The 20,919-nt window shown below is 68.7% G+C and carries 22 protein-coding genes and 1 pseudogene; 17 read left to right on the top strand and 6 right to left on the bottom strand.

The annotated features are described in order from the left end of the window. Positions 1-9 precede the first annotated feature (9 nt). Together HND92_RS02995 and HND92_RS02990 are read left to right on the top strand one after the other, a co-directional pair. Entirely contained in the window at positions 10-279 is a 270-nt protein-coding gene (locus HND92_RS02995; RefSeq protein WP_011803970.1) for a PepSY domain-containing protein, read from the top strand. Further along, on the top strand, positions 260-832 hold the full coding sequence (locus HND92_RS02990; protein WP_172205759.1) for a cytochrome b/b6 domain-containing protein: 573 nt from the start codon (positions 260-262) through the stop codon (positions 830-832). Before HND92_RS02995 ends, HND92_RS02990 begins: the two co-directional genes overlap by 20 nt. Before the next feature lie 74 nt (positions 833-906). On the opposite strand, the gene HND92_RS02985 is transcribed toward HND92_RS02990, so the two are convergent. Beyond that, entirely contained in the window at positions 907-2,889 is a 1,983-nt protein-coding gene (locus HND92_RS02985; RefSeq protein ID WP_172205757.1) for a lytic transglycosylase domain-containing protein, read from the bottom strand. A 14-nt stretch (positions 2,890-2,903) separates the two neighbouring features. On the opposite strand from HND92_RS02985, the gene HND92_RS02980 reads away from it, so the two are divergent. The 4 genes from HND92_RS02980 (at position 2,904) to HND92_RS02965 (ending at position 6,660) form a co-directional block, all read left to right on the top strand. Next, positions 2,904-3,476 carry a 5-formyltetrahydrofolate cyclo-ligase gene (locus tag HND92_RS02980; protein WP_011803967.1) on the top strand — a complete coding sequence of 191 codons (573 nt, stop codon included), beginning with the start codon at positions 2,904-2,906 and terminating at the stop codon, positions 3,474-3,476. A 129-nt stretch (positions 3,477-3,605) separates the two neighbouring features. Further along, positions 3,606-4,292 carry a glutathione S-transferase family protein gene (locus tag HND92_RS02975; RefSeq protein WP_047350066.1) on the top strand — a complete coding sequence of 229 codons (687 nt, stop codon included), beginning with the start codon at positions 3,606-3,608 and terminating at the stop codon, positions 4,290-4,292. Between the two features lie 17 nt (positions 4,293-4,309). Next, the gene (locus HND92_RS02970) at positions 4,310-5,077 is read left to right on the top strand and encodes a metallophosphoesterase family protein (protein ID WP_172205755.1); all 768 of its coding nucleotides are present in this window, start codon (positions 4,310-4,312) and stop codon (positions 5,075-5,077) included. Positions 5,078-5,382: 305 nt separating this feature from the next. Further along, on the top strand, positions 5,383-6,660 hold the full coding sequence (locus tag HND92_RS02965; RefSeq protein WP_172205753.1) for a multifunctional CCA addition/repair protein: 1,278 nt from the start codon (positions 5,383-5,385) through the stop codon (positions 6,658-6,660). Between the two features lie 144 nt (positions 6,661-6,804). On the opposite strand, the gene trxC is transcribed toward HND92_RS02965, so the two are convergent. Continuing rightward, positions 6,805-7,242 carry a thioredoxin TrxC gene (gene trxC, locus HND92_RS02960; protein WP_172205751.1) on the bottom strand — a complete coding sequence of 146 codons (438 nt, stop codon included), beginning with the start codon at positions 7,240-7,242 and terminating at the stop codon, positions 6,805-6,807. A gap of 126 nt (positions 7,243-7,368) precedes the next feature. Here trxC and otsB point away from each other — a divergent pair, with 126 nt between their 5' ends. From otsB to otsA, 3 genes are read left to right on the top strand one after another with little or no spacing between them, the layout of a single operon-like run. Then, positions 7,369-8,100, top strand: a complete 732-nt coding sequence (gene otsB / locus HND92_RS02955; protein WP_172205749.1) for a trehalose-phosphatase — start codon at positions 7,369-7,371, stop codon at positions 8,098-8,100. Then, complete coding sequence (locus HND92_RS02950) at positions 8,097-9,917, top strand: glycoside hydrolase family 15 protein (RefSeq protein WP_172205738.1); 1,821 nt, start codon at positions 8,097-8,099, stop codon at positions 9,915-9,917. The genes otsB and HND92_RS02950 overlap by 4 nt, the downstream gene beginning before the upstream one ends. A gap of 16 nt (positions 9,918-9,933) precedes the next feature. Further along, the gene (gene otsA / locus HND92_RS02945) at positions 9,934-11,352 is read left to right on the top strand and encodes an alpha,alpha-trehalose-phosphate synthase (UDP-forming) (protein ID WP_172205736.1); all 1,419 of its coding nucleotides are present in this window, start codon (positions 9,934-9,936) and stop codon (positions 11,350-11,352) included. 76 nt (positions 11,353-11,428) lie between these two features. Here the strand turns inward: otsA and HND92_RS02940 are convergent, their stop codons facing one another. Then, a complete protein-coding gene (locus HND92_RS02940; protein ID WP_172205734.1) occupies positions 11,429-12,439 on the bottom strand; it encodes an ROK family protein in 1,011 nt (336 codons plus the stop codon). A 164-nt stretch (positions 12,440-12,603) separates the two neighbouring features. Between HND92_RS02940 and HND92_RS02935 the strand changes: the two genes are divergently transcribed. Beyond that, positions 12,604-13,722, top strand: coding sequence for an IS630 family transposase (locus HND92_RS02935; protein ID WP_231403305.1), 1,119 nt, complete (start codon positions 12,604-12,606; stop codon positions 13,720-13,722). Here HND92_RS02935 and HND92_RS02930 read toward each other — a convergent pair. From HND92_RS02930 to HND92_RS02920, 3 genes and pseudogenes are all read right to left on the bottom strand, one after another. Beyond that, positions 13,714-13,896: a DUF2905 family protein gene (locus HND92_RS02930; protein WP_172205732.1), complete on the bottom strand. Its 183-nt coding sequence runs from the start codon at positions 13,894-13,896 to the stop codon at positions 13,714-13,716. The genes HND92_RS02935 and HND92_RS02930 overlap by 9 nt on opposite strands. 296 nt (positions 13,897-14,192) lie before the next feature. Continuing rightward, positions 14,193-14,612, bottom strand: a pseudogene (locus HND92_RS02925) (ABC transporter permease); the annotation flags it as partial. A 45-nt stretch (positions 14,613-14,657) separates the two neighbouring features. Next, positions 14,658-15,758: a class I SAM-dependent methyltransferase gene (locus HND92_RS02920; RefSeq protein WP_371814844.1), complete on the bottom strand. Its 1,101-nt coding sequence runs from the start codon at positions 15,756-15,758 to the stop codon at positions 14,658-14,660. A gap of 18 nt (positions 15,759-15,776) precedes the next feature. On the opposite strand from HND92_RS02920, the gene HND92_RS02915 reads away from it, so the two are divergent. The 7 genes from HND92_RS02915 (at position 15,777) to HND92_RS02885 (ending at position 20,913) form a co-directional block, all read left to right on the top strand. Beyond that, positions 15,777-16,562 (top strand): SDR family oxidoreductase, encoded by a 786-nt coding sequence (locus HND92_RS02915; protein WP_172205730.1) that lies wholly within the window; start codon positions 15,777-15,779, stop codon positions 16,560-16,562. 17 nt (positions 16,563-16,579) lie between these two features. Further along, positions 16,580-16,951, top strand: coding sequence for a dihydroneopterin aldolase (locus HND92_RS02910; protein WP_011803955.1), 372 nt, complete (start codon positions 16,580-16,582; stop codon positions 16,949-16,951). 4 nt (positions 16,952-16,955) lie between these two features. Beyond that, positions 16,956-17,909 (top strand): tRNA 2-thiocytidine(32) synthetase TtcA, encoded by a 954-nt coding sequence (gene ttcA, locus HND92_RS02905; protein WP_047350059.1) that lies wholly within the window; start codon positions 16,956-16,958, stop codon positions 17,907-17,909. A 65-nt stretch (positions 17,910-17,974) separates the two neighbouring features. Further along, complete coding sequence (locus HND92_RS02900; RefSeq protein ID WP_041835861.1) at positions 17,975-18,589, top strand: DUF4136 domain-containing protein; 615 nt, start codon at positions 17,975-17,977, stop codon at positions 18,587-18,589. 27 nt (positions 18,590-18,616) lie between these two features. After that, positions 18,617-19,081: a DUF2501 domain-containing protein gene (locus HND92_RS02895; protein WP_011803952.1), complete on the top strand. Its 465-nt coding sequence runs from the start codon at positions 18,617-18,619 to the stop codon at positions 19,079-19,081. 22 nt (positions 19,082-19,103) lie between these two features. Further along, positions 19,104-19,748 carry a histidine phosphatase family protein gene (locus HND92_RS02890; protein ID WP_011803951.1) on the top strand — a complete coding sequence of 215 codons (645 nt, stop codon included), beginning with the start codon at positions 19,104-19,106 and terminating at the stop codon, positions 19,746-19,748. Next, a complete protein-coding gene (locus HND92_RS02885) occupies positions 19,732-20,913 on the top strand; it encodes a DSD1 family PLP-dependent enzyme (RefSeq protein ID WP_172205728.1) in 1,182 nt (393 codons plus the stop codon). Before HND92_RS02890 ends, HND92_RS02885 begins: the two co-directional genes overlap by 17 nt. Positions 20,914-20,919: the final 6 nt, after the last annotated feature.

The raw sequence follows: 20,919 nt of genomic DNA, 5'->3' as shown, positions 1-20,919 counted from the left end.
GAGCCCCGCATGACATCCTGGATCCCGCACATCGCCGCCCTGGCGCTCGCCGTCTCGGCCAGCAGCGCCTTCGCCCACGGCAAGGTCACCTGCCCCGAGCATCCCCCCGCCGAATGGCGACCGCACACCGAGCTGGAGCAGAAGCTGGTGAAGGAAGGCTGGACCGTGCGCCGCATGGAAAAGACCGAAACCTGCTACGAGGTCTACGGCAAAGACCCGCAGGGCAAGCGCGTGGAAGCCTTCTTCGACCCCAAGACGCTTGAGCGCGTTCAAGACTGACGGTGCGCGCGCCGCTGGCGCACCGCTGCGCGTGTGGGACCGGCCCGTGCGCCTGCTGCACTGGGGCCTGGCCGCGTGCGTGGCCATGGCCTGGTGGAGCAGCGACGACACCGGTCCGCTGCACGAGCGCGTGGGCTACGTGGCCCTGGCCCTGCTGGCCGCGCGCGTGGCGTGGGGATTCGGCGGCAGCCGCTATGCGCGCTTCGCCCAGTTCGTGCGCACGCCTGCGGCCACGCTGGCCTATGCGCGCCTGGCGCTGGCGGGCCATGCGCCGCGCTACCTCGGCCACAACCCGCTGGGCGCCTGGATGGTGCTGGCACTGCTGGCGATCATGGCGTTGCTGGGCTTCACGGGCTGGCTCTACACCACCGACCGGTTCTGGGGCTATGGCTGGCTGGCCCACCTGCACCAGTCCCTGGGCTGGGCCCTGCTGGCCTGCGTGGCCCTGCATGTGGGCGGTGTGCTATGGACCTGCCTGCAGCACCGCGAGAACCTGGTGCGCGCCATGCTCACCGGCCGCAAGGCGCCGCCGCGGGGTGACGATGTGGCATGAAAAATGGCTCCAGCGCTTATCCAGCAAGCGCTGAAAGCTCCTTTTTATATAGCGCAGCAGCCCTCAAGGCAGATTCAAGGCAGATCCTTGTTCGGCTCCGGCGCGCGCGCGTCGCGCGGGCCCACGGTGCCCAGCCGGCTCTTGAGCGACTGCGGCTGGCCGGTGAGGATGGCGGCGTAGTTCACCGTGTTGGCCAGCACCTTCTTCACATAGTCGCGCGTCTCGCTGAAGGGCACGTTCTCGGCCCAGATGGCCGCGTCCAGCACCGGGCCGTTGCGCCAGTTGCGCGGGCGGCCCGGACCGGCGTTGTAGGCTGCCGCCGCCAGGGGCATGGAACCGTCGAAGTCGTCCAGCGCCAGCTTGAGATAGGCGGTGCCGATGGTGATGTTGGTGTCGCGGTCGTAGAGCTGCTGGGGGGAGAAGCCCTCCAGGCCGATCTTGCGCGCCGTCCAGCGCGCGGTGGCGGGCATCACCTGCATCAGGCCCGACGCGCCCACGCCCGAGCGGGCATCCATGATGAAGCGGCTTTCCTGGCGGATCAGGCCATAGACATAGGCCGGGTCCAGCCCGATGCCGCGCGCGCGCTCCACCACGGCGGAGCGGAACGGCATCGGAAAGCGCTGCGCCGCGTCGATCACGCCCTTGGTGCGCTCGCTGGTGTTGATGCAGCGGTCCCACACCTCGCGCTGGCAGGCGAAGTCGGCCGCCGCCAGCAGCTCGCGCTCGCCCATGCCGCCAGGGGTGTGCAGGTTGGTGGTGTAGTTCCACTCGCGCACGCCTTCGCTGCGCAGGCCCATCAGGATGGCGTACAGCGCACGGTTCAGGCCGGGGTTGGCGCGCGCGGTGGCTTTTTCTTCCTCGGTCAGCGGTGCGGGCGCCGGGGGCTGCGTGACGCGCTCGCCCAGCTCCTCCAGCGCCAGCTGTTCATAAAAACCCGTGGTGCCGGCGATGCGCGCATACAGCTGGCGCGCGGCCGCGCGATCCTCGTCGCCGGGGCGGTTGGCCATGAGGGCGCGCGCCTTCCAGTACGTCCAGACGCTTTCCTGGCGCGCCGCGGGGCTCATGGCATCGATGCTGCGGCCCACCAGCTTCCATTGCCCGGCCCGCAGCGCGGCGCGCGCGCGCCAGGCCAGCATGTCGTCGGTCAGGTCGGCATCGCGGCCCACGTTGGCGTAGTAGCTGAGCGCATCGGGCGACAGCGCCGTGGCAGCCTGCTTGCCGATCAGGCCCCAGAGCCAGTTGCGCTCCTCGGCCGACAGGTGCGGCCCCCATTTGCTGTCCAGCAGGCTGGCGGCGTTGGCGACATCGCTCATGGCCATGCGGGTCAGCGCCAGCACCACCAGTTCCTGGCGCTCCTTGCCACGCGCCGTGGCGCGGCCCGTGAGGTACTTGGTGGGCGAATCCAGCGCCTCGCGCAGTTGCGGCAGCGCATCGGGCGCGACGATTTCCACCGCCTTGCGCACCACGCGCAGGCGGTTGGCCTCTGCGCCCAGACGCGCCTTGCGCCACACGTCCAGGGGCTTGATTTTCTTGGCGGCCAGCATCTCGGCGGCGGCACTGGAGCAGCCGTCGTCCAGCTCGCGCAGCGCATACCAGTGGCGCAGCATCTCGGCGCCGGCACTCTCGGCGGCCGTGCCCTTGATCTGCTCGATCGCGAGCGCGTAGCAATGCACCTCGCGGTCATCGCCCATGCGGAACTGCGGGTGAAATTCTGCGAACTGGTCCCAGTCGCGGCGTTGGCCCAGCAGCAGCAGCCAGTCGTTGCGCAGACGGTCTTCCTGGTAGGTGCCAGCCCAGCGCTGCAGGAAAGCGTTCACCTCAGCGGGTTGGGCCTCCTCCAGCCGCGCACGCAGTTCCCAGTACGCGGCCCAGGGCTCCAGGGCATGGCCGCGCGCGCCCGGCAGCAGCGCGGCAAGCCGCTGCTTGTCGCCCTTGCGGAAGGCCTTTTGCATCTCCAGGACGGTGTCATCGCCGCGGTTTTGCGCCCCGGCCCACGGCGCGGCGGTGGCCAGGGCAGCGCCGGCGATCAGCGGTGTCAGAATCTTCATCCAAAGCATTGGGGGATTATGTGATGGACAAAGCAGCCCTGCGCCGCGCATTGGTAGAACAGCGCCTGAATCTGCCGGACCGCCTGCAGCGCGCCGACCAGTTGCAACGCGTGATGCGCATCTGGCTGGTGGACCGCCCGGACACCATCATCGGCGCCTACTGGCCGATCAAGGGTGAGTTCGATCCGCTGCCCGCGCTGCACCGCTGGAAGGAAGATGGCGAGTTGCTGGACGAGCCCCAGCTGCGTCGCATCGGCCTGCCCGTGGTGGACAAGGTGCACAAGACGCTCACCTTCCACGCCTGGTATCCCGGCTGCCCCATGGAGGAAGACGCCTACGGCATCCCCAAGCCCAAGGACACCGAGCTCATCCACCCCACGCTGCTGTTCGTGCCCTGCGTGGGCTACGGCCCGGGCGGCTACCGCCTGGGCTACGGCGGGGGCTTCTACGACCGCACGCTGGCGACGCTGCAGCCCCGCCCCGCCACCGTGGGCCTGGGGTTCACCCACGGCTACCTGGACGACTTCGAGCCCGAGGCACACGATCTGCCGCTGGACGCCATACTCAACGACAACGGCGTGGTCTGGCCGGTTTGACGCTTCAAAAACAAGAGCGGTTTGCGCTTGGCATACGGTGCTTTCAAGCAAATAACGAGCTCAAACCCTGTGATTACGGGCGCGAGCAGCTCTTTTTAACGTAGCACCACAGCATCAAGGAACCCCTCCATGCTCCAGCTCTACATTGGCAACAAGAACTATTCCTCCTGGTCCATGCGCCCCTGGGTGCTGCTGCGCCAGGCCGGCATCGCGTTCGAGGAAGTGCCCGTGCGCTTTGACAGCTTCGATGCCAATTCGCAGTTCAAGCGCCAGCTCAAGGCCGTCACCCCCGTGGCCAAGGTGCCCGTGCTGGTGGATGGGGACATCACCGTCTGGGACAGCCTGGCCATCGCCGAATACCTGGCCGAGCAGTACCCCGACAAGCACCTGTGGCCCCAGGACAAGGCCGCGCGCGCCCGCGCCCGCAGCGTGGTGGCCGAGATGCACAGTGGCTTCGGCGCGCTGCGCAGCCACTGCGGCATGAACATCGAGGCCCGCCTGCCCGAAGTGGGCGAGATCGTGTGGCGCGACCAGCCCGCCGTGCGCGCCGACGTGCAGCGCCTGGTCGACATGTGGAGCGAGCTGCTGGACCAGCACGGCGGCCCCATGCTGTTCGGCCAGTTCAGCATTGCCGACGCGTTCTATGCGCCGGTGTGCATGCGCCTGGCCACCTTTGCCCTGCCCGTGCCTGAACACATCACCGCCTATGTGCAGCGCGTGCAGCAGTTGCCGGGCGTGAAGGCCTGGATCGACGGCGCACTGGCCGAGCAGGACTTCGTGCCGTTCGACGAGCCCTACCGCGCGCGGCGCGGCTAGCCCGCCGGCGCGGTGCCATGAAACTGCACATCCTGTCCGACCTGCACCTGGGCGTGCAGGGCATGGAGCACCCGCGCACCGACGCGGATGTGGTGATCCTCGCGGGCGACATTGCCCGCCCCGCGGCCGCCGTGGCCTGGGCGCAGGGCTTCGCCAAGCCGGTGCTGTACGTGCCGGGCAACCACGAGTTCTACGGCTCCAGCCTGCAGGACACCGCGCAAGAGCTGCGCCGTCTGTGCGAGGGCAGTCCCGTGCACCTGCTGGACAACCGGAGCCTGGTGCTGCAGGGCGTGCGCTTCATCGGCAGCACGCTGTGGAGCGACTTCCGCGTGGCCGGCGATGGCGCCGCCCGCACCGAGGCCATGGCCCAGGCCCAGCAGTTCATGCGCGACTTCAGCCGCATACGCGCGGGTGGTGAAGACGGCGGGGCGCTCTTCACGCCCCAGCATGCGGCCGAACTGTTCGACGCCAACGCCCGCTGGCTGGCGCGCGAACTCGCCCAGCCCTTTGCCGGCCCCACCGTGGTCGTCACCCACCACGCGCCTTCGCCACACAGCATCCACCCGCGCTTTGCGGGCTCGCCCATCAACGCCGCCTTCGTGTCCGACGCACAGGCCCTGGTCGAGGGCAGCGGCGCGCGGCTGTGGGTGCATGGGCACACGCACGACAGCTTCGACTACCGGCTGCACGGCACACGCGTGCTGTGCAACCCGCGCGGCTATGCCAAGGATGGGCAGGTGGAGAACACGCGGTTCAACCCCCACCTGGTTGTAGAGGTGGCGTAACCACCAGTCAGGCCAACGCGCCGAAAGGCCTGCACCACGGCCGACGACATCCCCCACCTGCGTGCCCGCGTCCCGCTGGCCGAGGGCACATGGCTTTTCACCTGGACAAGCCTGTGGGTTGCGCCTGCAAACCGGCCGTGGTCGCACGCTGCGCGCGGCGGACGACGCCGGCATCGACGAGGACGATCTGCGCAGCGAAGAATGCTTCGGCTACTGCCACCTGCGCCCTGCCTCGTCCAGCGGGGCGGCAGTCCTGGCGATGACGTGCGGACAGCGACCGATTCCAGGTTGAATACACTGCCCCCATGCAGATTTACATGGTGGGCGGCGCCGTGCGCGACCGGCTGTTGGGCCGCCCCGTCAATGACCACGACTGGGTCGTCGTCGGCGCCACGCCCGACGACATGGTGGCACGCGGCTACCTGCCCGTGGGGCGCGACTTCCCCGTCTTCCTCCACCCCGAGACGCGCGAGGAATACGCGCTGGCGCGCACCGAGCGCAAGAGCGGGCGCGGCTACCGCGGCTTCGTGGTGCAGACGTCGCCCGACGTGACACTGGAAGAAGACCTGTCACGGCGCGACCTTACTATCAATGCAATAGCTGCCAGCGCTGACTGGACGGGCGCTGAAGACCTATTCGACCCTTATGGCGGCGCGCGCGACCTGCAGGCGCGGGTACTGCGCCATGTGACCGACTCCTTCCGCGAGGACCCGGTGCGCATCCTGCGCGTGGCGCGCTTTGCGGCGCGTTTCACCGACTTCACCGTGGCGCCCGAGACGATGCAGCTCATGCGCGAGATGGTGCACGACGGCGAGGTCGACCACCTGGTGCCCGAGCGCGTGTGGCAGGAATTGGCGCGCGGGCTCATGGAGCCGCAGCCCTCGCGCATGTTCGACGTGCTGCGCGACTGTGGCGCGCTGGCCGTGGTGCTGCCCGAGGTCGAGCGCCTGTGGGGCGTACCCCAGCGCCCCGAGTACCACCCCGAGGTGGACACCGGCGTGCACCTGATGATGGTGCTGGACATGGCAGCCCATTTGCAGGCCCCGCTCGCCGTGCGCTTCGCCTGCCTCACGCACGACTTGGGAAAAGGCACCACGCCGCACGACGTGCTGCCGCGCCATATCGGCCATGAGCAGCGCAGCGCACGGCTGCTCAAGGCCGTGTGCGAACGCTTGCGCGTGCCGGTGGAATGCCGCGAACTGGCCGACGTGGTGGCGCGCGAGCACGGCAACATCCACCGCAGCGGCGACCTGGGCGCTGCCGCGCTGGTGCGCCTGCTGGAGCGCTGCGACGCCATCCGCAAACCCGCGCGGCTGGACGAGATCCTGCTGGCCTGTGAATGCGATGCGCGCGGACGCCTGGGTTTTGCCGATCGGCCCTACCCGCAGCGCGCGCGCATCAACGCCGCGCTCGCGGCCGTGCAGTCGGTCGCCACCAGCAGCGTGGCTGCGCACGCTGCGCAACTGGGCCTGAGCGGCCCCAAGGTGGGCGAGATGATTCACGCCGCCCGCGTACAGGCCGTGGCCGACTGGCTTCACGCCACCGCGCAGCCTGCCCCAGAGCCTCAGGGCAACGCTGGCTGAGCACCTGTGGTGCCTGGCCCTGGTGAGGATTCCCGGTGAGGATTGGCCGCGGGTACGCAGCAACAGCCATTCGTATGGCGAATCGTTAGCGCCGCGGCCCCACAACAGGGGCGCGCGCCACACGAGGGTTGGTTCCGCAGCGCCTTACACCGATTGCACCCAGCGCGCGATATCGGCCGCGCCCAGCGCGCCGGAGATGCGCGCTGCCTCCTGTCCGCCGCGAAACAGGATCATCGTCGGGATGCTGCGGATGCCGTAGCGCGCCGCGATCGCGGGGTGCGCCTCGGTATCCAGCTTGGCCAGCCGCACGCGCGGCTCCAACTCGCGCGCAGCCTGAGCGAAGGCTGGCGCCATCTGGCGGCAGGGGCCGCACCACGGCGCCCAGAAGTCCACCACCACGGGCAGGTGGCTGCGCGCCACATGCCGATCGAAGCTGGACGCATCCAGCGCCAGCGGTTCGCCCGTGAACAGTGGCCGGTGGCAGCTGCCGCAGTCGGGCGCACTGCCCAGTTGCGCAGCCTGCACGCGGTTGGTGGTGTGGCAGTGGGGGCAGACGACGTGCAGTGCTTCGGGGGAGCTCATGGAGGACCTCGCGGGGGTTGGCGAAACCAGGCAATTGCGGGTAAGGGGTCAGGTTTTCAATGCCTACGGCCCTGCGGGTAGCCGGCCTACAGTGGCCGCGCACGTGCAGGGTTAAGGTTGCGGGCGATGCCCACGCCGCCTCTGCCGACTTCCCGCCACGCCCTGTTCCTCGACTTCGACGGCACGCTGGCCGACATTGCCGCACAGCCGCATGCCGTGCAGCTGCCACCCGGCGTGGTGGACTGCCTGCAAGCGCTACATGTGCGGCTGGAGGGGGCGCTGGCCATCGTCACCGGCCGCACCATGGCCGATATCGACCATTTTTTGGACCCGCTGCGCCTGCCCGTGGCCTGCGAGCATGGCGCGCAGTACCGCCTGGGCAACGGGCGCAGCGGCGGCCTGCCGGCGCTGCCACTGCAGCCGCTGCTGGCCGCGCTGCGCCCGCTGATGGCGCAGCACCCCGAGCTGCTGCTGGAGGCCAAGAGCGCCGGCCTGGCGCTGCACTACCGACAGGCGCCGCAACTTCAGGCGTTGTGCCTGCAGGCGATCACACAGGCGCTGCGTGAGGTGCCGGGCGCCGAGTTGCTGCACGGCAAGTTCGTGTACGAGGTCAAGCCCGTGGGGCCGGACAAGGGCCGCGCGATCACGGACTTCATGCGCCTGGCTCCCTTCGCCGGGCGCGCGCCGCTGTTCGTGGGTGACGATGTGACGGACGAAGCCGGCTTTGCCGCTGCACAGTCGCTGGGGGGCCTGGGCATCAAGGTGGGCGAAGGCGCGACGAGCGCCCACGCGCGGCTGGCCACGCCCGCCGCCGTGCGCCAATGGCTGCAGCAGGCCGTGGGCGAGGAGATCACATGACGAGCAAAGCACCTCACGTGGGCGCCACCGCCATGGCCGCACCGTCGCTGGCGCTGGGAATGATCGGCAATTGCACCATCAGCGCGCTGGTGGATGCGCGCGCCTGCATTGTCTGGAGCTGCATGCCACGCTTTGACGGCGACCCGGTGTTCAATGCGCTGGTCCAGCCCGGCCCCGATGGCAGCCGCTTCGCCATCGAGCTGGAGGACTTCGCCCGCAGCGAGCAGTGGTACGAGCCCAATACCGCCGTGCTGCGCACGCACCTGACCGACGCGCACGGCAACTGCCTGGAGGTGACCGACTTCTGCCCGCGCTTCTTCGCACGTTCTCGCGCCTTTCGCCCCGTGATGCTGGTGCGCCGCGTGCGACCGGTGCGGGGGGCACCGCGCATCCGCGTGCTGGTACAGCCGCGCTACGACTGGGGCATGGCCCAGCCCGCCCTCACGCGCGGCAGCAACCACATCCGCTACGTGGGGGGCGACTTCACGCTGCGGCTGAATACCGACGCGCCCGTGGCCTACGTGCTCTCGGGCGAGCCCTTTGTAGCGGGGCGCGAATACAACTTCCTGCTCGGCGCAGACGAAACGCTCTCCGGCGGCATTGGCGACACCGCACGCCACTATGAGCAAGAGACCGTGTCGTACTGGAAGCACTGGACCCAGCGCCTGCATCTGCCGCTGCAGTGGCAGGAGGCCGTGATCCGCTCGGCCATCACGCTGAAGATGTCGCTGTTCGAGGACACGGGCGCCATCGTCGCGGCGATGACCACGAGCATCCCCGAATCCGCGCACAGCGGCCGCAACTGGGATTACCGCTACTGCTGGCTGCGCGACGCGTTCTTCGTGGTGCGCGCGCTCAACAGCCTGTCGGAAGTGGGCACCATGGAGGACTACCTGCGCTGGCTCGGCAACATCGTGGCCAAAACCGGCAGCGGCCACATTCAGCCGCTGTACGGCATCGGGCTGGAGCACGAGCTGCCCGAATCCGTCCTGCCCCACTTGGCTGGCTACCGCGGCATGGGCCCGGTGCGCGTGGGCAACCAGGCGGCAGAGCACTTCCAGCACGACGTGTACGGCAACATCGTGCTGGGCGCGGCGCAGTCCTTCCACGACCGGCGGCTGCTGCACCCCGCCGGCGCCGCGGAGTTCGAGCGCCTGGAGCGCGTGGGCGAGCTGGCCGTGCAGGTGTACGGCAAGCCCGACGCGGGCATGTGGGAGCTGCGCACGCGCGCGCGCATCCACACCTCGTCAGCCCTCATGAGCTGGGCAGCCTGCGACCGGCTGGCCAAGATCGCACGCGCCCTCCAACTGCCCGAGCGCGCCCATTACTGGCAGCAGCATGCGCAGCGCATGCATGGCGAGATCCTCGAGCGCTCGTGGCACGCCAAGCGCCAGGTGTTTGCCGAGAGCTTTGGCGGCAGCGAGCTGGACGCCAGCGTGCTGCTGATGGCCGAGGTGGGCCTGATCCACCCCACCGATCCGCGCTTCGTGAGCACGCTGGACGCCATGGAGCACACGCTGTGCGACGGCCCCTTCATGCGCCGCTACGAGGCCGCGGACGATTTCGGCAAGCCCGAGACCGCGTTCAACATCTGCACCTTCTGGCGCATCGACGCGCTGGCGCGCACCGGCCGGCGCGAGCAGGCGCAGGAGATCTTCGAAGCCATGCTGGCCGTGCGCAACCCGCTGGGACTGCTGTCCGAAGACACCCACGCCGCCACCGGCGAGATGTGGGGCAACTTCCCTCAAACCTATTCCATGGTGGGCATCATCAATGCCGCCATGCGGCTGTCCGCCCCCTGGGACAGCGTGATCTGACCTGGAGCCTTCCTGCATGAGCCGACTCGTCGTCATCTCCAACCGCCTGGCCGACCCGCGCAAGAGCGCTGCCGGCGGCCTGGCCGTGGCCCTGGGCGACGCGCTGGCACGCACGGGCGGCCTGTGGTTCGGTTGGAGCGGCACCGTCACCCGGGACGGCACGCCCGGCGAAGGTGCGTTGCAAACACACCAAGCCGGCAACGTGACCCTGGCCACCGTGGACCTGTGCCAGGCGGACCACGCGGCCTATTACCAGGGCTACGCCAACAGCGTGCTGTGGCCGGTGCTGCACTACCGGCTGGACCTGGCAGACTTCAGCGCCAGTTACAGCGAGGGCTACCGCCGCGTGAACCAGATGTTCGCGCGCAAGCTGCTGCCGCTGCTGCGCGAGGACGACGTGATCTGGGTACACGACTACCACCTGATTCCGCTGGCGGCGGAACTGCGTGCGCTGGGTTGCCGCCAGCGCATCGGATTTTTCCTGCATGTGCCCGTTCCGCCGCCGCTCATCCTCGCAGCGCTGCCGCAACACGAGTGGCTGATGCGTTCGTTCTTTGCCTACGACCTGGTGGGCCTGCAAAGCGAGGCCGACGTCGTCCACTTCACACGCTACATGGTCAACGAAGCCCATGCGCAAGAGCTGGACGGGCAGCGCCTGCGCGCCTTCAACGCCACCGTGCGCGTGGCGGCCTTCCCCATCGGCATCGATGTGCAGGAGTTCCAGCGCCTGGGCCGCGCACCCGATGCGGTGCAGACCTGCGAAGCCCTGCGCGCGGAGTATTCACGCCGCCAACTGTTGCTGGGCATTGACCGGCTGGACTACTCCAAGGGCATCCCGCACCGCGTGCGCGCCTTCCGCCAGCTGCTGGAACGCTACCCCGAGAACGAGCACAGCGCCACACTGGTGATGATCGCCTCGCCCTCGCGCGACGACGTGCACGCCTATGCCGACCTGCGCCAGGAGCTGGAGGGCCTGTGCGGCGCCATCAACGGCGACTATGGCGATCTGGACTGGATGCCGCTGCGCTACATCCACCGCACCGTCGCCCGCAAGCGCGTGCCCGGCCTGTGCCGCGCGGCACGCGTGGGGCTGGTCACGCCGCTGCGCGACGGCATGAACCTGGTGGCCAAGGAATACGTGGTGGCGCAAGAGCCCGAGGACCCGGGCGTGCTGGTGCTGTCGCGCTTTGCCGGCGCGGCCGAGCAGCTCAAGGAGGCCTTGCTGGTCAACCCCTACGACACCCAGGGCATGGCCGACGCGATCCAGACCGCGCTGCGCATGCCGCTGTCCGAGCGCCAGTGGCGCCATGAACGGCTCATGGAACGCATCCAGCGCCAGGACGTGCACTGGTGGCGCAACAGCTTCCTGCAGGCGCTGCGCGACGAGGCTGCGCCGCCGGTCACCGCGCCGGCAGGGGCCGTGGCAGCCTCTTGAGGGTTGTCTGGGTGCACGCGTCCTGCGCGCAGCGGCCCCTCCACGCCCCAGCCGGTCAAGGCTGCAGCTGTGGAGTTCAGCCCGGCTGCTGCAGCAGAGCTAACGCCGCGTAGTCGCCCACCTGGCCGCCCAGCCCCGCAGGCTCCAGCTCTACCCCGGCGGTCAGCGCGGGGAAGTAGCGCGCCAGTTGCGCACGCAGCAGCGGCAGCAGCAGCGCCTGGTGGTGCAGGAACACGGCACCGCCCAGGCTGATGCGCCGCAGGTCCAGCGTGGCCACCAGGTTGTACAGCAGCCGTCCCATCAGCACGCACAGCGCCTGCACTTCGGCCAGCGCGGCCGCGTCACCCGCGTCCGCCGCCGCCATCAGCGCAGGCGCCTCCCGGCCCAGTCGGCGCGGCAGCGCACTGCCCGCGACGAGCGACTCCACATCGCCCTGGTTGCCGCAGCCGCACAGCGCCACGTCGCTGCCCGCGTAGGGGTCGCCCACGTAGCTGTGGCCGGCATGGCCCGCGTTGCCGTTCTTGCCACGCAGCACGCAGCCGTCCACGCACAGGCCGACGCCGATGCCGGTGCTCCAGGTCACATAGGCGCAATCGTCCTCCCCCCGCAGTGCTCCCCACAGCCGCTCGGCCTGCAGCGCGGCGACGGCATCGTTGGCAACATGCACGCGGTCTGCGCGCAGCGCCTGCGCCAACGGCGCCTGCAGCGGCACCCGGGTCCAGTCGTTGCCCAGGCCGCGCGGCGCACCGGCGAGCCCTCCGCAGATGTTCGGGTTGACCACTTCGACCATGCCCGCACTCCGCACGAACGGCCCGCAGGACGCCACGCCCACACCCGCCAAGTCCGAACGCTTGATGCCCTGCTGCGTGCAGGCGGCATCCAGCAGCCGCAGCACCTGCTGGGCCAGCGCATCCGGCGCACCGGTCTTGGCGGTGGGCTCCGCCACGCGCGTGAGCAACACCGGCGGCCCGCTGCCGTTGGCAGGGTCCGCCAGGCACACGGCCACCTTGGTGCCGCCAATGTCCACGCCGGCATGCAGGCCCGGCGACTGGGAGGTATGAGGTTGCTGCGGCATGGGGCCCATCATGGCGCAACCGCGGCCGCCTCGGCTGTAGGGCAAAAACGTTTATCTCAATTGATAGCTACCCGCGCTTGTCCAGCGAGGGTTAGCGCCATAAAACGCTCACAACCATTTGACCGCTAGTGTAGTGTTTGATTCTTAATGAAACTTAATTGAGCAACCACGCTCCAATGCTCTACTACGGTTTGCATTGGAGTGAAAAATTGCGAGTTGCCCCGACGATTGTGTTGACGGATGAAGAGGAAAGCGAGCTGAGCCGGCTGGCGCGCTCCAAGCGCACCAGCGTCAGATTGGCCCAGCGCGCCCAGATCGTGCTGCTGGCCGCGCAGGGGCTGCAAAACAAGGATATTGCCGAGCAGCTTGGCATTGGGCGCGTGCAGGTGGCGCGCTGGCGTGAACGCTACCTGCAATTGGGGCTGCAAGGTATCGAGCGCGACTTGCCGCGCGGCGCACCGCCGGTGAAGGTGGATGTGGCCAAGCTTGTGAAGCTAACCACACAGACCAAGCCCGAGGCGGCCACGCACTGGAGCACGCGCACGATGGCCGCTGAGTTGGGCGTCAGCGCCAGCACCGTGATGCGCCATTGGCAGGCCCACGGTCTCAAGCCTCACATCGTGCGCGGCTTCAAGGTCTCGCGCGATCCGCAGTTCGTGCAAAAGCTCGAAGACATCGTGGGGCTTTACATGTCGCCGCCCGAGCATGCGCTGGTGCTGTGCTGCGACGAAAAGAGCCAGGTGCAGGCGCTGGACCGAACGCAGCCCGGGCTGCCGCTCAAGAAGGGGCGCGCGGCCACCATGACGCACGACTACAAGCGCAACGGCACAACCACCTTGTTCGCTGCGCTCAACGTGCTCAACGGTCAGGTCATCGGCCAGTGCCAGCAGCGCCACACCCACATCGAGTGGCTGAAGTTCCTGCGTCAAATCAATCGGGAGACGCCCAAGGACAAGACGCTGCATCTGATCGCCGACAACTACGCCACGCACAAGCATCCAGCTGTGCAGGAGTGGCTGGCCAAGCACCCCAGATTCAACATGCACTTCACGCCGACCTCGGCATCGTGGCTGAACATGGTCGAGCGCTTCTTTCGCGACATCTCCGAGAACCGGCTACGCCGCGGGGTGTTCACCAGCGTGCCCGAACTCGTCTCGGCCATCGATGAGTACATCGCGCATCACAACACCAACCCCAAGCCGTTCATCTGGACCAAGAACGCTCGCGACATCCTGCAAAAGGTCATCCGCGCCAATAGCCGATTAAGTTCCAAACAGAATGCAACACTACACTAGGCTGAGCAGGAAGCTCAGCAGCACGGTGCTGGCCAGCGGAATGAACCAGTCGCGCCCGAAGAGGCGGAACTGAAAATCCCCCGGCAGCCGGCCCAGCCCCAGGCGGCGCAGCCAGGGGGTGAGCCCGTTGATGAGCACCAGGGCGAGGAAAACGACGAGAAGCCAGCGCAGCATGGGCCGAGTGTAGGCGCCTGCAGCCCGCGTGGCGTGCCGCTAGGGCCTGTGATGGAAGGAGTCGCGAAGCTCATGACAGCCTGCCCATCAAGGCGCGTGACGCAGTGCGTGCGCCCGCACGCACAAGGAACGCAACACCGAGGGGGCTGTCATGAGCTTCCCTTCGGGTTGCCTCGCAAAGGGGCCGTCTGCGGCGTTGCCCGCGCTGGCAAGGCACGAGCCTTGCGGCGCGCAAGCGCCTGGCATCCACCTTCTTTGCGAGGCAATGCGATCCCCTTCCATAGTGTTCACAGGCCCTAGCGCTGCACGCCCCAGCGCCGCACCGTCAGGCGCTCCAGCGTGTGAAATCCCAGGTTCTCCACCGCCAGGCCGATGGCGATCACCATGGCGAGGCCCGCGAAGACCTTGTCTGTGTAGAGCTCATTGCGGTTCTGGAAGATGTACCAGCCCAGGCCGCCCTGCCCCGAAGACGCGCCGAACACCAGTTCCGCCGCGACCAGCGTGCGCCAGGCGAAAGCCCAGCCGATCTTCAACCCCGACAGGATGAACGGCAGCGCCGCGGTCACCAGCAGTTGCAACACGTAGCGCAGCCCCTACAAGCCGTAGTTGCGCCCCGCCATGCGCAGCGTCTCGGGCACGCCTTGAAAGCCTGCGTAGGTGTTGAGCGCCAGCGGCCACAGCACGGAATGCACCAGCACGAAGACCAGGCTGCCCTCGGATCGTGGGGTAAAGCGGACATCGTGACAGCCCCTGTAGAACCCTCAGAGCCGGTGGCTCCGGTCACCCTGCGCAAAGCCCAGGGGCCGCCACGGCGCGCCTGCGCCCACGGCCAGCACCTTGAACAGCTCGCCCATCTCGTGCTCCATCATCAACTTGGCCGCTTGGGCGCGCTGGGCCTGCGTCAGCCGCTCCAGTTCGGATAGCAGACCGCAGTTGATGAGAAAGTGCGCCTGCGTCGTGTAGCCCAGCACCTGCAGCCCCGCGTCCTGCGCGGCCAGGGCCATCGCGGTGAAGTTGACGTGCGCGGTGATGTCCTTGAGGCCTACGTCCGCCAGCGGGTCGGAATCCACCTGGTGCCCGCGGTGGCACACCAGCGTGCCCATGTGCCGCTGGGGGTGGTAGTACTCGTCCTCGCCAAAGCCGTAGTCGATCAGGAAGGCCGCGCCCCGCACGAGGTGCTGGGCCAGCGTGCGCATGAAGGCCTCGCCCTGGGGGTGGATCTCGGTGAGGTAGTCGTGCGGGCCGTCGATCTCCACCGGCGGGCGCAGCGGGGTGGGGCGGTCTTGCCACACAAAGCCGTTGCCCGACTCGTCCAGGGCCACGCCGCGTTCGTGCCACAGGCCCGCGCGGCGCTGCAGCAGTTGAACGGGCATGGCGTCCAGCACCTCATTGCCCACCACCACGCCCTGCATCTGATCGGGCAGGCGGTCGACCCAGTGCACGCGGTCGCCCCAGGCCGCCAGCGTGGCCTGCTGGCGTGCGCGCAGGCTGCCCGACAGGTCCACGATGGTGTAGCGCCGCACGCGGTCGCCCAACGCGCCCAGCAGCTGCGCGGCCAGCGCGCCGCTGCCGGCGCCAAACTCCCAGACCTCGTCGGTGGCGGTGGCGTCCAGTGCCTCGCGCACCTGGCGGGCCAGCACGCGGCCGAAGACGGGGGACAGCTCGGGCGCGGTCACGAAGTCGCTGCCGCTGGCGGGCATGGCGCCGAACTTTGGCAGGTCGCCCGCGTAATAGCCCAGGCCCGGCGTGTACAACGCCAGCGCCATGAACCGGTCGAAGCCGATCCAGCCTCCCGCCTCGGCAATGGCCTTGGCGACATGGGTCTGCAGGGCGCTCGGTAAAATTGTGGGTTTGCTCGTCACGCGTCCGATTGTCCCCCAATGACCTCTCCTGCCCGCCCCCGCACCGTGCTGGTGACAGGCGCCGCCCGGCGCCTGGGCCGCAGCATTGCGCTGGCGCTGGCGGCCGGGGGCTGGCAGGTGGCCGTGCATTACCGGTCTTCGCAACAGGACGCTCTTGAAACAGTAGCTGCTTGCGCAGAACTGTCGGGCTCTAGTGCCCATTTTGATGCTGATTTTGCCGATGAAGCGGCCGTGCGCGCCCTGTTGCCGCGCGTGGTGGCGCACTTCGGTGCGGTGGATGCGGTGGTCAACAGCGCCTCGCTGTTCGAACACGACACGGCCGCCAGCTTCAGCTACGCGCTGCTGGAGCAGCACCTGCGCAGCAACACCGGCGCACCGGTGCTGCTGGCGCAGGCGCTGCATGCCCATCTGGAGCAGCGCGCCGCCGAGGGCGAAGCCGACGTGCAAGGCGCGGTGGTGAACCTGCTGGACCAGAAGCTGTGGAACCAGAACCCGGACTTCCTGAGCTACACCCTCTCCAAGGCCGCGCTGGAAGCCGCCGGCACCATGCTGGCCATGGCGCTCGCGCCGCGCGTGCGCGTGGTGGGCGTGGCGCCGGGGCTCACCCTCACCAGCCATCTGCTGACGGGCGAGCGCTTTGAGCGCATGCACGCACTGAGCCCGCTGGGCCGCTCGTCCACGCCAGAAGACGTGGCCGCCGCCGTGCGTTTCGCGCTGGACAATCGCTCGCTCACCGGCACCACGCTGCTGGTGGACGGCGGCCAGCACCTGATGCGCTTCGAGCGCGACTTCTCCCTGATGTGAACCCCGCACGCCCCGCCATGCACACCGCCGCCGGCACCCAGATCCTCACGCTCACCGGTTTGCGCTTCGACGCGAACCTGGGCATCCTCGCGCACGAAAAAAACGCGCCCCAGCCCATCCAGGTGGACGCCGAGCTGAACCTGGGCACCCAGCCCCTGGCGCCGCGCGACGACGACATCCAGCACGTGCTGGACTACCGCAAGGTGCGCCAGATCATCATCGACGAGTGCACGGCCGAGCATGTGAACCTGCTGGAGAGCCTGATCGGCAAGCTGGCCAACCGGCTGATGCAGCTGCCCGGCGTGCTGGGCGTGCGCGTGAAGATCGCCAAACTGGAAATTTTTGATGACTGCGAAGTCGCCATTCGCGTCGAGACAGGACAGTGGTAAACCCATGAACACCGCCAACAACACCCTTCCCACCGCCGCCGACTGGGCCGGCGAAGATGCCGCGCCCGATGCGGCCGACACACGCAAGATCCAGCGCGAGTCCCACAAGCTGGAAAAGCGCCTGTGCCGCGAGGTGGGCCGTGCCATCACCGACTTCAACATGATCGAGGAAGGCGACAAGATCATGGTGTGCATGTCCGGCGGCAAGGACAGCTACACGCTGCTGGACATCCTGCGCAAGCTGCAAAAGCGCGCACCGGTGAAGTTCGACATCGTGGCCGTGAACCTGGACCAGAAGCAGCCCGGCTTCCCCGAGCATGTGCTGCCGGACTATTTCAAGAGCATCGGCGTGCAGTACCACATCGAGAACCAGGACACCTACAGCGTCGTCAAGCGTGTGGTGCCCGAGGGCAAGACCACCTGCAGCCTGTGCTCGCGCCTGCGCCGCGCCATCCTCTACAAGGTGGCGGACGACCTGGGCTGCACCAAGCTGGCGCTGGGCCACCACCGCGACGACATCGTCGCCACGCTGATGCTCAACATGTTCTACGGCGGCCGCATGAAGGGCATGCCGCCGAAGCTGGTCAGCGACGACGGCAAGCATGTGGTGATTCGCCCGCTGTGCTACGTGCCCGAAAAGGACACGGCGCGCTGGGCGCAGTACCAGCAGTTCCCCATCATTCCCTGCAACCTGTGCGGCAGCCAGGACGGCCTGCAGCGCGTGGCCGTCAACGAAATGCTGCGCGAATGGGACAAGAAGTTCCCGGGCCGCATCGAGAGCATGTTGCGCGCCATGGGCCACGTGGTGACCACGCACCTGATGGACCCCCACCTGCACGACTTCAAGAACGCCAAAGCCACTGGCATTGCCGACCCGAATGGCGACATGGCGTTCGATCACGAGGAATTTCCGGTCGCACCCGCGCTGCCCGGCCTGCAGGTGGTGCAACTGGGCTGAACGCAGCGCCGCGCAACGCCGTACCATCACAGGCGCGGGGCCTGATGCCCCGGGGAGATACCGCCATGGCCTTCCTGCGCCACATTCCTGCCCTCGCGCTGTGCGCCGCGGCCGCGCTGCTGGCCGGCTGCGCCGGTCCGCGCCTGGTGGAGAGCGACGTCAGCAGCTTCTCCACCCTCAGCGCCCTGCCCAGCCCACCCACCTACCGCTTCGAGCGGCTGCCCTCGCAGCAGGCGCAGGCCGCAGCGTTTGCACCCATCGAGGCCCTGGCCGAACAGGCGCTTGCGCGCGTGGGCCTGCGCCGCGACGACACCCAGCCACGGCTGGTTGCACAGATCGGTGCCGAGGGCGGCTACGCCACACCGCGCTACTGGCCCTATGCGCCCGATCCGTTCTACGGCCGCTTCGGCTGGGGCCTGGGCTACGGCGGTGGCTGGGGTTTTGGCGGCATGGGCTGGATGATGGACGGCCCGCCCACCCTCTACCACCGCAAGGTCAGTCTGATGCTGCGCGACGCCGCTTCGCAGCAGGTGGTGTACGAAACCTCGGCCGTGTACGAGGACGTGTGGACGGATGATCCCGCCATCTACGGCGTGCTGTTCGACCAGGCGCTCACCGGCTTCCCGCGCCCCCCAGCGGGCCAGCGCAAGGTCCGCACAGAAATCACGCCACAACGCTGACTCCCCCGCGACCTGAAAGGACCCGCCATGCGAAGCTCCATCCGACACCTTGTTCTGTGCGCCTGCCTGGGCACCGCGAGCCTGGTCGCCCAGGCATCCGGCCTGGGCGACACCCTGCGCGGCGCGACCGGCGGGGGTGCCAGCCCCTCCACGCTCGGCGGCATGTTGGGTGGGGGCGCTGCGCCGTCGGCCCTGTCTGCCATGGGTTTGAGTGGATCGGCCACCCCCAGCAACGCTGCCGGGGTGATCACCTACTGCATGAAGAACAACTATCTGAATGCCGACAAGGCCGCACTGGTCAAACAGCAGCTGCTGGGCAAGATGGGCCTGGGCGCGGCCCAGCCCGAGCCCCGCGACGAGGGCTACCTGAGCGGCCTGTCGGGCATGGTCAGCGGTTCCAACGGCAAGCAGTTCAACCTGAACCGCCTCAAGGGCGACCTGAAGGAAAAGGCCTGCGACTTCGTGCTCGACAACGCCAGTTCCCTGCTCTGACCCCACGCCTGCGCTCTTTTCCATGCACGCCACCCGCATCATCGCCATCCGCCACGGCGAAACCGCCTGGAATGTGGACACCCGCATCCAGGGCCATCTGGACATACCGCTCAACGACACCGGCCTGTGGCAGGCCCGGCAGGTGGGGCAGGCGCTGGCCGACGAAGCGGTGGCCGCCATCTACAGCAGCGACCTGCAGCGCGCCTACGCCACGGCCGAAGCCGTGGCACGCACCACGGGCGCGCCCCTCACGCCCGTGCCCGGCCTGCGCGAGCGCAGCTTTGGCAGCTTCCAGGGGCGCACCTTCCAGCAGATCGAGACCGAATCCCCCGAGCAGGCCCTGCGCTGGCGCAAGCGCGATCCCCACTTCGTGCCCGACGGCGGCGGCGAGTCGCTGGACATGCTGCGCGAGCGCATTGCTGTCACGGTGGACGGCATTGCCGCGCGCCATGCCGGCGAGCAGATCGTGCTGGTGGCCCATGGCGGGGTGATGGACGTGCTCTACCGCCTGGCCACGCGGCTGGACCTGCAGGCCCCACGCACCTGGCAGCTGACCAACGCCGCCATCAACCGGCTGCTGTGGACCGAGGGCAACGGCCTCACCCTGGTGGGCTGGGCCGACACGCAACACCTGGAGAACGCGAGCCGCGATGAGATCCACTCCTGAGCATCCGCCCGAACACCTGCGCGCCACCGTCGGGCTGCGCGTGGACCTGATCGACACGCCAGCACTCGTCGTCGACCTGGATGCCATGGAGCGCAACATCCAGCGCATGGCCGAATTCGCGCACAAGCACCAGGTGCGCTGGCGCCCCCACGCCAAGATGCACAAGAGCGCCGAGATCGCCCTGCAGCTGGAAAAGGCCGGCGCGCGCGGCCACTGCGTGCAGAAGGTGTCCGAAGCCGAGGCGCTCGCCGCCGGCGGCGTGGCCGACCTGTACATCAGCAACGAGGTACTGGGGGGAGCCAAACTATTGCGCGCGGCACGCCTGGCCGCGCAACTGGCCGCACGCGGCGGGCGGCTGGGCATCGCGGTAGACAGCGAAGAGGGCATCACCCGCCTGTCCGAGGCCATGCGCGTGGCGGGCAGCGACGCCGGCATCGACGTGTTCGTGGAGATCGACGTCGGCCAGGGCCGCTGCGGCGTGCCGCCCGGCCCGGCGGCGCTCGCCCTGGCCCAGGCCGTGGCAGCCCAGCCGCGCCTGCATTTCGCGGGCCTGCAGGCTTACCACGGCAGCGCACAGCACCTGCGCAGCGCGGCCGAGCGGCGCGCGGCCATCGCCCACGCAGTGCAGGCCGCCGCCGATACCCGCGCGCTGATCGAGGCCGCGGGCCTGCCCGTGCCGCTGGTCACGGGCTCCGGCACCGGCACGCTGGTGCACGAGGCCGCCAGCGGGGTGTATGGCGAACTGCAGGCCGGCTCGTTCCTCTTCATGGACGCGGACTACGCTGCCAATGAACGCGAAAGCGCCCAGCCCGCCTTCGAGCATGCGCTGTTCGTGAAGACGCAGGTGATCTCTGCGCGACCCACGCACGTGGTGTGCGACGCAGGGCACAAGAGCCACGCCATCGACTCCGGCCTGCCCCTGGTCTGGGGCCTGCCGCCGGAACGCGACCTGCGCTACGCCAACGGCGGCGACGAACACGGCGTCCTGCACGCAGCTGGCCCCAAGGCGCGCCTGCCGGCCCTGGGCCGCATGCTGTGGCTGGTACCCGGCCACTGTGACCCCACGGTGAACCTGCACGACTACCTGATTGGCGTGCGCGGCGGCCTGGCGCACGGCGTAGTGGAGCGCGTCATCCGCGTGGATGCACGGGGCGCGGTGACGTAAGCGCCA

Source organism: Diaphorobacter sp. JS3050, assembly GCF_013154915.1.
In the GTDB taxonomy this organism is placed as follows: domain Bacteria; phylum Pseudomonadota; class Gammaproteobacteria; order Burkholderiales; family Burkholderiaceae_C; genus Diaphorobacter; species Diaphorobacter nitroreducens.
The sequence above is the reverse complement of the archived record's forward strand: the minus strand, read 5'-3'. Positions and strand labels throughout refer to the sequence as shown.

Bases quoted from the DNA above. Each gene is read 5' to 3' on its own strand.
- HND92_RS02995 (WP_011803970.1), top strand. From the start codon at position 10: ATGACATCCTGGATCCCGCACATCGCCGCCCTGGCGCTCGCCGTCTCG.
- HND92_RS02985 (WP_172205757.1), bottom strand. From the start codon at position 2,889: ATGCTTTGGATGAAGATTCTGACACCGCTGATCGCCGGCGCTGCCCTG.
- HND92_RS02980 (WP_011803967.1), top strand. From the start codon at position 2,904: ATGGACAAAGCAGCCCTGCGCCGCGCATTGGTAGAACAGCGCCTGAAT.
- HND92_RS02975 (WP_047350066.1), top strand. From the start codon at position 3,606: ATGCTCCAGCTCTACATTGGCAACAAGAACTATTCCTCCTGGTCCATG.
- HND92_RS02970 (WP_172205755.1), top strand. From the start codon at position 4,310: ATGAAACTGCACATCCTGTCCGACCTGCACCTGGGCGTGCAGGGCATG.
- HND92_RS02965 (WP_172205753.1), top strand. From the start codon at position 5,383: ATGCAGATTTACATGGTGGGCGGCGCCGTGCGCGACCGGCTGTTGGGC.
- trxC (WP_172205751.1), bottom strand. From the start codon at position 7,242: ATGAGCTCCCCCGAAGCACTGCACGTCGTCTGCCCCCACTGCCACACC.
- otsB (WP_172205749.1), top strand. From the start codon at position 7,369: ATGCCCACGCCGCCTCTGCCGACTTCCCGCCACGCCCTGTTCCTCGAC.
- HND92_RS02950 (WP_172205738.1), top strand. From the start codon at position 8,097: ATGACGAGCAAAGCACCTCACGTGGGCGCCACCGCCATGGCCGCACCG.
- otsA (WP_172205736.1), top strand. From the start codon at position 9,934: ATGAGCCGACTCGTCGTCATCTCCAACCGCCTGGCCGACCCGCGCAAG.
- HND92_RS02940 (WP_172205734.1), bottom strand. From the start codon at position 12,439: ATGATGGGCCCCATGCCGCAGCAACCTCATACCTCCCAGTCGCCGGGC.
- HND92_RS02935 (WP_231403305.1), top strand. From the start codon at position 12,604: ATGCTCTACTACGGTTTGCATTGGAGTGAAAAATTGCGAGTTGCCCCG.
- HND92_RS02930 (WP_172205732.1), bottom strand. From the start codon at position 13,896: ATGCTGCGCTGGCTTCTCGTCGTTTTCCTCGCCCTGGTGCTCATCAAC.
- HND92_RS02915 (WP_172205730.1), top strand. From the start codon at position 15,777: ATGACCTCTCCTGCCCGCCCCCGCACCGTGCTGGTGACAGGCGCCGCC.
- HND92_RS02910 (WP_011803955.1), top strand. From the start codon at position 16,580: ATGCACACCGCCGCCGGCACCCAGATCCTCACGCTCACCGGTTTGCGC.
- ttcA (WP_047350059.1), top strand. From the start codon at position 16,956: ATGAACACCGCCAACAACACCCTTCCCACCGCCGCCGACTGGGCCGGC.
- HND92_RS02900 (WP_041835861.1), top strand. From the start codon at position 17,975: ATGGCCTTCCTGCGCCACATTCCTGCCCTCGCGCTGTGCGCCGCGGCC.
- HND92_RS02895 (WP_011803952.1), top strand. From the start codon at position 18,617: ATGCGAAGCTCCATCCGACACCTTGTTCTGTGCGCCTGCCTGGGCACC.
- HND92_RS02890 (WP_011803951.1), top strand. From the start codon at position 19,104: ATGCACGCCACCCGCATCATCGCCATCCGCCACGGCGAAACCGCCTGG.
- HND92_RS02885 (WP_172205728.1), top strand. From the start codon at position 19,732: ATGAGATCCACTCCTGAGCATCCGCCCGAACACCTGCGCGCCACCGTC.